Genomic DNA, 13,285 nt, shown 5'->3' with positions numbered 1-13,285 from the left:
AATAGGATTACTCAGTTCTGTATTTGACTACAAAGTACATTATTGTGGAACATACCTTGAAATCGCATTTTGCAACGCGATAACACAGTACCTAAGAGATTACTTCTTCAATAACTTAAAACTTTTTACCCAATTGCCATTGTTCACTTTTACAATGTAATTTCCGTGTGCGAGATAACTTGGCAAACTGTAGGTAATTTGATTTACAGAAGTGTAGTTTTTACTTTCGATAAGTGATCCACTCATATTGTAAATACACACAGAGGTATTGCGCTGCATATCTGAGAATTCTAAATAAAACTGTCCTGAAGTTGGATTAGGATGAAGCGATACCTTAGTTTCTCCTTTTCCTCTTACACCATCTCCAATAGTTGTGAGATCTTCCTCATCCATTACCTCCACAAAAAATACTTCGTAAGGCTCAAGCGTAGGATTATGCGAAACATAAACCCCACTGAGTGCATCTTTACAAGCTGTTCCGACTGAAGCATTTTTTAGCGTAATGTTTAGTTCAGCGTTGCTTTTACCCACATTTACAACAGAAAGTAAATTGTTTCCGGCATCGTTTTTAATGACCTTCCATATACATCCTTTATGCCCGCCAGTATTGGTCTCCTCTACAGTAATTTCTGGCTTACTATCCGCATCTAGCTGATCCATGGCAGCAGTATGTATGGCCTCTACTGTACTTTTGTAAATAAGTTTACCCAATCCGCTACTTAAGCTCGATGCCAAATCTCGTTTATACTCATCCTTTTTAAAGGATACCTCATCAATAATAACCGTACCTCCATTATTCAGATAGCTTTGTAGAGCATCGAATTCCGATTGTTTAACAAACTCCGTTTTGTACACTAAAATAGCATCCCACAAACTATTATTTTGCTTGGTGATGATGTTTTCTGTAGCAAAACCGATGGGTACACCTTCAAAAACCATATCCTCATACAACTCAAAAACATCATCCATATGAGCCGGTTTATTTAAGGCCGATGTTTCTGAATGAAAAATACGAAGTGGTTTACGCTGGCGTTGATAGGCCATAACCTCTTCACCATAACTATTTAAATCGAGTACGGTTGATTCTAGTTCGTTGGTAACTCTCGGCTGCTGATTGTTAGATCCGCCATAACCTTTTTCAGTTTCTGATTTGGGCGATCCATCCTCGCGGCGACACCAAAACCAAGTTTGACTTACTGTTAACCCTTGCGTGTAAGCCAACCAATAGCATGCTCGTGCATACATCGGGTTCATATATAAATCGCGCGATTTAACGGTTGATAAGTAGTGCGATTCTGAATTAATTACTCCCTTCTCGGGACTGACGGATTTCATAAAATCATAACTCATACTCATTTCGCGCCACTCAAAAGCATAATGCTCTTGCCACTCAGGTGTTGAACCCCACATTTGGTTGTAAGCAGCACCTGCATCGTTACCGCAAAACTCGCTCAACTCAGTTAATTGTTCCAAGTTTATGCCGTGCCCACGTTTGTTCTCGCTCCAAAGATTTGGCATAATTTTAATATGCACCTTGGCATCGGCATCGCTTTTGCGAATTTCGTTCTTCATCCAAGTATACCAATCGGTAACACGGTATTGGTTAAAACTTACCCAATCGAACCACTTCGCAGTTCCTTGTTCCGAATTATCAATAGGAATCTCAATTGTAACATCATTAAAACTAGTAAAACTACTCCCCCATAATGCATTTAAATCGGCAATACTAGCATGTTTATTACTCAACCATGTTCTGAACTTATCTATGGTATACTGCGTAACTGTAGAACTAGCCCAATCGTATTTATCGCCAGTTTTAGTAGTATAAAAATGAGGTTCGTTACACAGTAAGTAACCCAACTCGGAGTATTTTTGCCCAGCCATGTAAGGAACTGTTCCGTCAAATAACATTCCCATCATTTCTTTGGCACCCGGGTTATCAATATCGTATTCGGTATAACGAACATCCTTACCCAGATTAAAATCATCGCCATATTTATCAACTGCCCATTGAGGCACATTTTTATGGTTGATAAAATTAAAACCTAAAGTACCACTCTCTTTGCTTGTAAGATCGTTTAAAATCCATTTTTTAATGGTTCCTTCCTCATCTTCAACATGTGCTGGTGAAATGAAGAAGCCATCTAACTGACCATAGTAGTCGCGCAAATTGTGCTCGCCTGCTGTTGCTAGCTTCCAGGTGTAATCCGATAAAAATACAGGTTGCCCATTGTAGTTTATTTCATCGCCATTGTGTTCGGCTGTTGACCAATCGAAATCGACAAATTCTTTGCGTGTGACTTCGCCATTTATTAAATCCTCAGCATAAGCTATTCCGTTATCTAACAGTTTTATAATATCGCCTCGCTCCCAATCTGGCAAATCATCGGCCATTTGCTGGGCATTATCTTGGTATGCAGCAACAAGCTCAAACATGTTTTTATTAATCGCCACATTCGCTTCGTCCCAATCGGAATAAAAAAGAAAAACCTCTGAAGTTCGAATGGCTAGTTTCTCTTTGTGCATATCCAAGCCTTTGGATTCTCCTTGCGTAATTAGAGTTTGTAATTCTTGAATTTTACTTTGTATTTGCTCGGTAAGTGTTTGAGCAGCCATAGTAAAAGGCAATACCATAAATAGAATTAAAAGTGTTTTGTGATGTGTAGTTTTTTGCATGACTATAATTTAGTTTGTGTCAAATATATAGGATGCCTTACATGCATTTATACTCATTAGTTTATTGTGTATACTTACTCGTAAAAATTACGTTCCAATTAAAATAAATCAGTACGACTCTTTATGTATTTAATATAATTAGGGTTAGTTTTGCTCCCCTCATTTTAAACCTCAATTATGATTAAACTTTTAACTAATCGCACACTCTATTTCTACCTCCTCCTATCCATTAACTTTTTCTCCTCTTTCAATGTTAAATCGCAAGAAACGGCAAATGGCTTTAAAGGTTTATGGTATGCACTGGGGCAGTATGGACCATACGGTGATAAATATTCGGGTGGTTTAGGAACTTATACTGCCAAGCACATTCCACTGGCTATATACTCAGAGGTGGCTGATAGAACTTTCTTCACCTATGCAGGTACAACTGCAGAATCAGAATCTAATCTGCTCATTATGATTTCTTACTTCGATCATAAAACCGGACTATTAGCAAAACCAACTGTAGTTCATAATAAACTAGGAATCACTGATGCGCACGATAACTCAACTATTCAGATAGATTCGGATGGATTTATTTGGGTTTTCATTAGCGGCAGGTATTCTTATAGAAACGGCTATATATACCGAAGTGATATGCCATATAATATCTCTAACTTCACTAAAATAGACGAAAGTTCATTTAATTATCCGCAACCAAAATTTATAAAGGATAAAGGTTTTGCTTTATTATTGACTAACTACATTGGTGGCCGAAAGTTATTTATACGTACAAGTAATGATGGATATACATGGTCGGCTGATACCAAATTAGTTGACTTTGATGGCCATTATCAAATATCAGCTAATACGGATGATAAAATAGGTTTTTTCTACAATTGGCATAAAAACAAAAATGTTGATAATAGAACTAACTTATACTACATGGAATCATATGACATGGGTAAAACATGGGTTGATATCAATAATAATCCACTAACTATTCCCTTAAGCTCAGTAAGCAACTCTTCGCTTGTTAAAGATTATAATGCTTTAGGTTTAAACGTATACTTAAAAGACATTAGATATAACGAAGAGGGTTATCCGATGATACTGTACATTACCTCGCCAATACACATTTCAGGTCCTTCAAATCCTGACCGAAAATGGTTAATTACACAATGGAACGGCACCGATTGGGTACATTCTGAAATTACAAAAGCCTATCATAACTATGATATGGGCAGTTTATATATTGAAGACGATGGTAGCTATAGAATTGTAGCCCCTACGGAGGTAGGCCCTCAAGAGTGGGGAACAGGCGGCGAAATGGCAATATGGGAGAGTTTTGACAAAGGGATTACCTGGACAAAGTTTTTTGACATAACCAACAGCAGTGCTCGTAACCACACCTATGCAAGGCGACCTTTTTTTACCGACCCTGATTTCTATGCCTTTTGGGCAGATGGAAATACAAAGGCTTTTTCAAAATCGTGCTTGTATTACACTAATAAATTTGGCGATGTTTATCAGATGCCCTATGAATCAGAAGACAATTTTCAAACTCCGATTCCTATCGAGGATATAGAAGAAAGCTATCCTCAAATTTATAGCGAAAGTAATTCTGAGTTAAATTCGCCATCACTTAAGATTCTTGATAATGATAAAGTTAATTCAGGATGGAAAGCCATATACTTCCCACAAAATGTAATCATTGATTATGGTGAGCAAAAATACTTTAACACCTCGCAATTGATCCCTTACGAAAACCGATCATATAATTACACCGTTGAACTCTCTACTACCCCTGATTTTTCTGATAGCAATTTCACTGTTGATCGTAGGTCAAACTCTGATAATTTAAATATAGACCATTTTAATACCACATTAGGAAGGTATGCTAAACTAACCATTACGGGTCAAAACCAACTTACCGATAGGGCTATTAAAATTTCGGAGTTCATTCTTGAAGAGAATAACTCTACTAAATCGGCTGATGAATCGGAATCTTTTGTAAGCATATTCCCTAACCCTGTATATCAAGATTTCTTTACAATTAAAGGAATAAAACCCGACTCTAACATTACTATTTACACAGCCAATGGTACAAAAATATTCTCCACTAAATCAAATGCAAATAGCATGCGCATTAATTGTTCTGATTATAAAGCAGGAGTTTATTTAGTAGAAATTACTGTTAATCTTCAATCGCACACGCAAAAAGTGATCATCCAAAAATAAATTCAGGAAATAAAAAAGCGGGATGAATCACTTCATCCCGCTTATATCAACTATAATTTATCCTTACGAATTACTTATCTAACACCTCAACAAAATAAAGCTCATTAGGCTTTAATGTTGGCGTGGTGCTGGCATCAATACCATCAATTAAATTAAAACACTTGGTGCCTTTTTTAGCATTCTTCAATGTAATATTTAAAGTAGCATCCGTTTTACCAACATTAATAATTGATAATACATTATTTCCTTTGGCATTTTTCACACACTTCCATGTACAGGTTTTTATACCCTGCTCGTTAGTTTCGGTAATGGCAACCTCAGGTGCAAAACCTTTTTCTTCAACTAGATCCATGGCTTTATCTGCCATTTCTTTAACTGAGTTTACTCTAATTAATCGGCCTTTCCCCTTTAATTTCTTAGTATGTAACTGACCATACTGGTTGTATTTAAGACTAGCCCAATCAGAAATAATCACACCACCATTATCAATATAACTCTGAAGAGCATCAATCTCGGCTTCAGTAACTCTTGCGGCACTCTGAATTAAAATACACTCCCACGATTTGTTATCCTGATTTTTAATAATTTTTTCAGTGGCAAAACCTAAAGGCACACCATTAAAGAACAGGCTTTCGTAAACACTAAATACTTTATCCATGTATTTACCATTATTTATGGCCGAAGTTTCCGATTGGAATATACGTATTGGCTTAGCCTGACGTTGCATGGCCATTATCTCTTCAGAAAAAGAATTAAGGTCAATAACAGTTGAGTGTACTTCGTTTACAATGCGTGGCTGTTGCATGTTTGAACCCGCATAACCCTTACCTGCTTTCACACTTACCGAACCGTCCTCTTTACGTGGCCAATACCAAATCTGACTCACATCTAAACCTTGTGTAGTGGCTAACCATTGCGTAGCTCTTGCATATTCTGGCTGCAAGTATAAATCGCGCGATCGAACTGTTGATAAGTAGTGCGCCTCGGTATTATACGATATTTTATTCGGGCTAACCGATTTCATAAAATCAAAGCTCATCGCCATTTCTCTCCATTCAAAAGCATAATGCTCCATCCACTCGCCTGGCTTACCCCACATTTGCGAATGAGCTGCCCCTGCATCATTACCAATAATACCACTTAACATGGTTAAATCTTCAAGGTTTATACCATGTCCACGCTTATTCTCAGTCCAAAGATTTGGCATAATTTTCAAGTGCACTTTAGCATTCGGGTCGTGTTGTTGAATTCTACCCTTCATCCACGCATACCAATCGGTAACACGCTCTTGGTTAAACGATACCCAATCGAACCACATAGGAGTACCTTGCTTTTTAATATTGATAGGAATATCAATGGTAACATCATCAAAACTCGTAAAATTGCTTTCCCACAAAGCATTTAAATCTTCAATAGAAGCATGTTTCTCGCTCAAATACTTTCTGAATTTTGCAAAAGTATACTCCGATACAGGTCCACTTGCCCAATCTAATTTTTTATCGGTACGCGTAGTATAAAAATGAGGCTCGTTACAAAGCATATAACCCAGCTCTGTATACTTTTTACCTTTCATTATTGGTACGGTAGCATCAATTATATAACCATACATTTCGCGGGCACCCGGATTGTCAATATCGTAAGCCGTATACGTATCCTCACGCATTACAAATCCTTCGCCATATTTTTTTGCCGCCCACTTAGGTGAGTTTTTATGATTGTAGAAAATAAAACCCAATTGTCCATCAGGCTTAGCATTCAGCTCTTTCATTACACGTGGCTGAATGGTTCCATCGGCCTTAACAACATGCGGAGGCATTAAAAAATAACCATCTTGCTGACCATGGTATTCCATTAACTCCGGAGTACGCGGCTTCCATGTATAATCGGCCAGAAACACCGGACGATTATTAAAAGTAATCTGATCACCCTCAACATGCGCCTTGCTCCAATCAACAAGCGGACTAGGCGTACGTTTTACCTTACCCGAAATTAATTTTTCAATATAAGCCGTAGCCTCATCAAGCATAATATTTACCTCACTACGCTCAAAATCAGGAATCATTTTAGCACACTGCGCTGCCGAATCTTCATAGATTGATGTTTGTTTAAACAGTTCAATATTTTCTTCAGGATGGGCCTCATCCCACTTGGCATATTTCAGAAAAAGCTCGGCAGTACGCACCGTCATTTTTTCTTTCTGCACATCAATTTTCTTCTTTTCGGCTTTCTTTATAAGCTTCTCAAGTTTGGTGATTTTTTGTTTTGCATCTTGCTCTAAATTTTGTGCTAAGGTGGTAAAACCAAAGGCCAAAATCCCAATTAACAAAAACAGACTTACTTTCATATAATTCATAAATAGTTGTGTAAATGATTATTTTTTTTCAGAAGCAAATGTTTTCATTTCGCGCCTATTCAACGTACCTAATAGTAAATATAGTGGGTCTATAAATTAATTGTTTGCTGTTTTTTTCAATTTTAAACCATTGCAACAATTTACAAATTTATATGGCGCTAGTCCTGCTATCCGTTAAAGCCTTTATGCTTTGGTTTAAGTTTAGCTAAGCCATGCGTGTGCTCCTATGGTCGCAGCCGCTAGCTAAGCTTCACTATAACCAAAGCACAAAGGGCTACCACTCCTATCAGGGCGCTAAACAACTAAATATAAAACAGAATAAAAGCAGGCAAATCCCTTGCATAAAAAAAGCAGGTCACCTTTGAACGTCAATTTGACTTGCATAAAAAAATAATCCCTCCTCTGAGCTCAAATAGAGCTTGCATAAAAAAAGCAGGTCACCTCTGAACGCCAATTTGGCTTGCATAAAAAAATAATTCCCTCTCTGATCTCAAATAGAGCTTGCATAAAAAAAGCAGATCGCCTCTGAGCGCCAATTTGACTTGCATAAAAAAATAATCCCTTCTCTGAGCTCAAATAGAGCTTGCATAAAAAATTGTGCCTGTTCCCAAGATTAATTTGGCTTGCATAAAAAAATATTGTTGCCCAATATTTACATGCACAAAACTTCTCATACTAGACACAGAGGACGTGTTTTTTTATGTTATAATAAAACTATACTACATATAACACTAGGCAAAAGCAAGGTTATTATAACTTACATATCCACTTAGTTTAATTAAGTATATAGCGATCAGGAAAGCGCCTTCTTAAATTATCATAAGTAGTATTTTTTTTGTATTTTTACGGCCGTAAAGAAACCATATAGATATCTCGTCACAAAACATGAGATACAGAATCGTTACCCACAATAAGGCAAGATAAAATGAAAAAGACTATAATAGCCATCACAATATTTAATCTATTTATTGCAACTCATCTCTTCTCTCAAGTTGAATCTAATTCGTACAAGAAAGTTTTTGTATTAGGTAATTCCTTGACTCTTGGTTTTGGAACACATGGAATGGCATCAACAGATATTAATACTGATTATTATTATTGGGTACAACAGTCCCTAGTAATAAATAATAATGACTTATCAATGAATAGGTTTAGCGGCACAACTTGGGAAACGGGGAATACTACAACAAGATTAAGTTTTTTAAACAATACAGTGTCAAAACGTATCACAGGTGATGAAGATCTTATTGTAATTCAATTAGGAGATAATGTCAATACTGATGAAAGAAAAAAAACATTGAAGGATGATGCTGTAAAATTAATTAATTGGTTTGCTACAAAGTGTCCAAAAGCTGAAATAATTTGGGTTTACGGATGGTATCAAATGTCGACAAATATGCCACTTATCAAAACAGCAATATTAGAAACAGAAGGGTGTAAATTAGTTGATATATCTCAATATAGTCGTAAACAGTATCAAAGTGCAATAGGTAATACTTACATAGATAGCAATGGAGAAGTTGCAACAATATCTTCATGGGGTGTAGCTAGTCATCCTGGAGATCTGGGTATGATAATGATAGCCAGTGAAATAATAAATAAATTAGACTTAACTAACAAAATTGGCACTTTATCTAACCCAATTATAAAAATTACTGGTAATCAATTTGAAATAACATCCTTAATTAAAGATGTTGATATATTTTACACAATAGACGGTTCAATACCATCTTCATTAAGTTCAAAATATTCAAGCCCTATTGAAGTTGATTATAGTAGAATTATAAAAGCAGTCGCAATGAAGAGTGGTTATACAAATTCAGAAGTTTCCATAGATAGCATATTAGTTTATAAAGAAATATCTGATTTATTACCATATGAATTTCCACGTATCAAAATCAATTATGATGGAATAAATGTTGAAATTATTTCAATAAATGAAAGTTCAAATATTTTTTATACAACTGATGGTAGTATTCCTTCAATGGAGAGCAATCTCTACACAGAGCCTTTTATATGGGATGGGAAAGGAACAATCGCTGCAGTCTCTATTTTATCTTCAGAAATAGAATACTTAAATACAAATTCAGATATATATATATCCTCTAAACAAATATTTGATTTGAATGGAAAAAGAATTACAAAGTTAATCCCTAATCAAGTTTGCATTATAAAAGAAATTTTCTCTGATGGAAGTGTTAAAACGTACAAAGTTGTTTTTAGTACAAATTGATATATTCTAACAACTGAAGAGAAGTTGAGCTGCCGCTAGACGATTTGCTTAGCCGAGAGCATCACACGCCAACATAGCTGAGCTTCGATGATCTTTTCTCAATACCTAAACGTATACTATTTTCCATTTACTTTCTGATTCTTCCGATGATGTCAAAGGCAGTATCTCAGCGAATTTAACAAGCTCCACGCTAATTTGTTTTTCGAGTAATAAAAATGTTACCCTGAATAAGCTTAATCTTTTTTTAATTGCCTAAGCCAAAAACATTCAAAATAGTATAAGTTAGATACGATAAAACGTTTATCATATAATCTTGAAGAAGGGTGTATGCAACAAAAAACCCCAAGCGACAGAATCACTTGGGGTACAAAATGTGTAATACTATGATTTGATTCTACTTAAATCCTTTATTGCCCTTTACTTTAAGGGTTTTGGCCGATTTCTCATCTGCTTTAACAGCTTCTTTGTAATCGCCTTCGTACTTGTTTTTGATGATTTGCACATCTTTACAATTATCTAACTGAAACAAGGGTGCATCAGGGTATAATTGCTCTTGTGTTCCATTCTTTTTAATGGTGTTGCTACGGATGATTAAGCCTTCAGCTCTATCGGCCCACACAATACGGTTATCAAATGTTTCAATAATGTTATCTTCAAAAACAATATTTCTGTCGTAACACTCTGTCTGATCAAATGCCTTACCCAAACGCGGTGTAATGTACATTACAGCATGCTCGCTTCCACTATAGGCCACATAATCAAAGTGGTTGTTGCGGATGGTAACATCTTCTACAATTCCCGACTCGTACCAATAGAATGTTTCGCCACGGAATAAAATGGCCGACATCATTGATGAAAAATAGTTATCCTCAATCACCGTTTTCAATGGCGTTTTAAGTACTATGTTACGCGCACGGTGGTTTTGAATGGTACAACCCTTTAATGTGAAGGTTGGGTTCCAAGTTTTATTCTCAAGGATATCGCCTTTTTTAAGGTTCGCAGGTAATTTATTCTCGAAAGTAATATCAGCAAAATGGTCGTTGATAATTTTTACTGATGCTACTGTGTCTACTTCCTTTTTAGCAGGACTAGGCGTGTGAATAAACCACATCTCATCTCCTTTATCAGCAAATTTAAACCCATACTGCTGAAAGTGCTTTAACTGGTAACGAAGCGTATACTCGTCTATCACTTTATTCACCTCAACATAGGTACCATGTACGTTTGTTCCGTCATCGAGCATTTGCTCAAAACGACAATTCTCTACCAGAATATGTCCTTTACAGTTACAAAAGTGCGTTGCATCTGCAATAATAGATACCACGCGCTCTGAACCTTCGCGCACATAAATTCCGCTATTAGAAATGGTTCCGGTATCACAACGCTCTAACAAAAAGCCCATTCCTAAAGCATGGTGAATTGTTATGTGGTCGAAGTGAATGTTGTTACTTGAGCTACAGTGGAATGCTGGAGCATATCTATTTTCACCTTTTGGTCCTTTAAAATTCTCGATGTTACCAACTGTTGGAAATTGGTTTTTATGCTCGTAAATACGAAGAACTCCGTTCGGGCGTTTCTCTACTTTACTAGGTCTGCTTGAAAAATCGTAAGCACCATGTGCCACTCGTTTTGGATCTTTTTCAAACTCTAAATTACTTCCTAATGATGAAAACTTAAACTCATCTATATTCGGAAAAGTAACTCTACCACGTTGTAACTTCCAAGAAAAACCTTCTGTAGCAGGCTTAATATCTCTCCAACCCTCTTTGGGATTAACAGCCATTACTTCCCCTTGAAAAAGGAAAGGGATATCCCAATCGATGGTGAAGTTTTGTGCTTTAACGCTATTGCAGTTTTCAAATACAAATGGTGCAACTTGTCCGTGAAATATAAACTCTGATCCGTTACCTTCTACCTCAACAGAGTTAAAATCAAAAAACGGAAAAATAATACGTTTGTAACCGTTCTCATGATTGGTGATAAAACAATATTTACTGAATGCATAATCGGGCATAAATTTGTAATCTCCCTTTTCGAAAACCAATTTAATATCCTTCTCTTTGGCATTTTCTATGGCTGCACGCACTATGGGAGTCATATCCTTAGTACTATGTTTGATATTAATTACTTCGGTAGCCATCACCGATGTAAAACCAAATACAGTAAGCATTACTGCCACACTTATTAAAAATTTCAATTTATTCATTTGTCTGTTATTTTCTATTTCTTCAATAATCTGTTGATATACCTTCAGCTTAGGTAGCTCAACCTTTTTTTTTAGGAGCTCACTATAGGTTAACTCCAGTTCCTTGCATAGAATTATCGTGATCCCACATAATAACCCAAGGATCGCGTGTTTTAAGTTGAAATGCTTTTAGTGATTCTTGCATATCTTTTAGCACTAAAGCATATTCTTTATTATCAGCTAGATTAACAGATTCCAATGGATCGTTATCTAAATTATACAACTCAAATTCAGCTCTAAATAGGTAATCTTCTACTTTACGTTTTCCGAAATACTCAATATCATTACGATAGATTGATTGCCATGTTGATGATGCCCATAAATCAGATGCAAATGGGTATTCTAAACGCCACGCAGTATTCCAAATTAATTTGAAATTGCCTTTACGGTAGGCACGCATCGGGTAATACATGGTAATTTCATGAAAGGTATGTGAAGCATAAATCTCATTCCAACCCTCAGCTTCAGTATCTGTTAATATGTTTTTAAACGATCTGCCATGGAACGATTCGCTGGTTTTAGCACCTGCCATATCTAAAATCGTTGGTGTTAAATCGGCCCACGATATCATGGTATTGTTCACAATTCCCTTGGCATCTTGCGTTGGATCTTTTACAATACATGGCAAGCAAATACCCGGCTCATAAACTGTGGTTTTAGCACCTGGGAAAGCCATTCCATTATCTGATATATATATTACTATGGTATTATCCGCTTTGCCCGATTCTTTTAAGTAAGTCATTAACTTACCAAAACCTTGATCGATACGAGAAATACTTTGGTAGTATTGTGCAATCTCTTCACGGGTTTCTTTATTGTCTGGCAAATACTCTGGCACATAAACATCCTTAGGATCGTAAACCACAGTCTCAACACCCGGATAGCCCTCTGGTTTATTACCAAAATTATTAGGCATATCCCAACGCTCAGGCTTAAACGGATTACCACGGTGCGGATCGCTAGTACAGAAATATAAAAAGAATGGGGCTTCTGAATTGATCACATCAACACACTTATCAGCCATTTCAACGGTATTGCGTTCATCAGCTTCAAGCACAGTATTAAAATGATATACCGATTCGGGTGCCAAATGGTATTTCCCGATGCGAGCGGTATAATATCCGTTTGCTTCTAATAAAACAGGAAGCGATTTTACAGTATCAAAAGTACTAAAGTGGTGGTAATCGTGCGTATGTCCGTACGAACCTGTGGCATGACCAAACTTACCCGTTAGAATAACCGAACGACTGGCAGCACAACTAGCACTAGTACAGTAGGCTTGGTTAAACATTACACCATCCTTTGCCAACTGATCAAGGTTAGGCGTTTGAATAATATCGTTCCCATAACACCCCAAAGCATCTTTACCATGATCATCCGATACAAATAAGATCACATTGGGTTGGTTTGCTTGATCTGTTTTTGCTTTGGGTTGAGGTGCACATTGAACCAACAAAACTACGCTAAGAACACTCAATACCTTTATTGCTATTTGCTTCATTTTTATTCTTTTAATTAGTGAGTTTATTGTTAAAACTCTAAGATCCGTTTTTTTCTA

The 13,285-nt window shown here is 36.4% G+C and carries 6 protein-coding genes; 2 read left to right on the top strand and 4 right to left on the bottom strand.

The window, feature by feature from the left end; translation table 11 throughout:
- Window positions 1-99: 99 nt before the first annotated feature.
- Window positions 100-2,676: a T9SS type A sorting domain-containing protein gene (locus A8B35_RS03150; protein WP_083634288.1), complete on the bottom strand. Its 2,577-nt coding sequence runs from the start codon at window positions 2,674-2,676 to the stop codon at window positions 100-102.
- A 177-nt stretch (window positions 2,677-2,853) separates the two neighbouring features.
- Between A8B35_RS03150 and A8B35_RS03145 the strand changes: the two genes are divergently transcribed.
- Window positions 2,854-4,896, top strand: coding sequence for a T9SS type A sorting domain-containing protein (locus tag A8B35_RS03145; RefSeq protein WP_075601955.1), 2,043 nt, complete (start codon window positions 2,854-2,856; stop codon window positions 4,894-4,896).
- Between the two features lie 70 nt (window positions 4,897-4,966).
- On the opposite strand, the gene A8B35_RS03140 is transcribed toward A8B35_RS03145, so the two are convergent.
- On the bottom strand, window positions 4,967-7,249 hold the full coding sequence (locus A8B35_RS03140) for a beta-galactosidase (protein ID WP_075601954.1): 2,283 nt from the start codon (window positions 7,247-7,249) through the stop codon (window positions 4,967-4,969).
- Between the two features lie 925 nt (window positions 7,250-8,174).
- On the opposite strand from A8B35_RS03140, the gene A8B35_RS03135 reads away from it, so the two are divergent.
- A complete protein-coding gene (locus tag A8B35_RS03135) occupies window positions 8,175-9,482 on the top strand; it encodes a chitobiase/beta-hexosaminidase C-terminal domain-containing protein (protein ID WP_075601953.1) in 1,308 nt (435 codons plus the stop codon).
- A gap of 394 nt (window positions 9,483-9,876) precedes the next feature.
- Here A8B35_RS03135 and A8B35_RS03130 read toward each other — a convergent pair whose 3' ends face one another.
- Entirely contained in the window at window positions 9,877-11,688 is a 1,812-nt protein-coding gene (locus A8B35_RS03130; RefSeq protein ID WP_083634287.1) for an alpha-1,3-galactosidase-related protein, read from the bottom strand.
- A gap of 82 nt (window positions 11,689-11,770) precedes the next feature.
- Window positions 11,771-13,228, bottom strand: a complete 1,458-nt coding sequence (locus A8B35_RS03125) for a sulfatase family protein (RefSeq protein ID WP_075601952.1) — start codon at window positions 13,226-13,228, stop codon at window positions 11,771-11,773.
- Between the last annotated feature and the right edge of the window lie 57 nt (window positions 13,229-13,285).

It is taken from the genome of Saccharicrinis aurantiacus (genome assembly GCF_001660705.2).
Lineage (GTDB): Bacteria > Bacteroidota > Bacteroidia > Bacteroidales > Marinilabiliaceae > Saccharicrinis > Saccharicrinis aurantiacus.
This window is presented reverse-complemented; position numbering and strand designations above follow the sequence as displayed.